1 protein-coding gene is annotated in these 623 nt (G+C 67.9%); it reads right to left on the bottom strand.

Annotation, left to right across the window (positions count from 1 at the left end; genetic code table 11):
- Position 1: 1 nt before the first annotated feature.
- On the bottom strand, positions 2 to 623 hold a 622-nt coding region (locus tag N878_RS24950), incomplete at its 5' end, for a pitrilysin family protein (protein WP_021446194.1).

Genomic DNA, 623 nt, shown 5'->3' with positions numbered 1-623 from the left:
ATCAGTGCGGCACCGCGCTGGGCAGCTCGGCCGGCTTGTCGCTGGGCGGCGGCAGTTCCTGCTGGGCCACGGTCGGGCCGGCCGTCACCACCAGCAGCGACTCGGGGTCGAGGTGCTTGGCCATGGCCGCTTTCACCTGTTCGACGCTCAACGCCTGGACGTCGCGCATAAAGTCGTCCAGGTAGCTCAGCGGCAGGTCGTAGAAGCCCATGCTGGCCAACTGGCCGACGATATCGGCGTTGCTCGCGGTCGACAGCGGGAAGCTGCCGGCCAGCTCGCGCTTGGCGTTGTCCAGTTCTTCCTGGGTCGGGCCCCTCTGCAGGTAGTCGGCGAGCAGCTGCTTGACCAGCTTGAGGGTGCCCTCACTTAGCTCGGCGCGGGTCTGCAGGTTGATCATGAACGGGCCGCGCGCCTGCATGGCGCTGAAGCCGGAGTAGACGCCGTAGGTCAGCCCGCGCTTCTCGCGCACCTCGCTCATCAGGCGGGTGCCGAAACCGCCGCCGCCGAAGATCTGGTTGCCCAGGTAGAGCGCGGCGTAGTCCGGATCGCGGCGGTCGATGCCGAGCTGGGCGATCATCAGGTGGGTCTGGTTGGAGGGGAACTCGATATGGCTGGGGCCGGGC

The sequence above is a fragment of the Pseudomonas sp. EGD-AK9 genome, assembly GCF_000465935.2.
Classification (GTDB): Bacteria; Pseudomonadota; Gammaproteobacteria; order Pseudomonadales; family Pseudomonadaceae; genus Aquipseudomonas.
The sequence above is the reverse complement of the archived record's forward strand: the minus strand, read 5'-3'. Positions and strand labels throughout refer to the sequence as shown.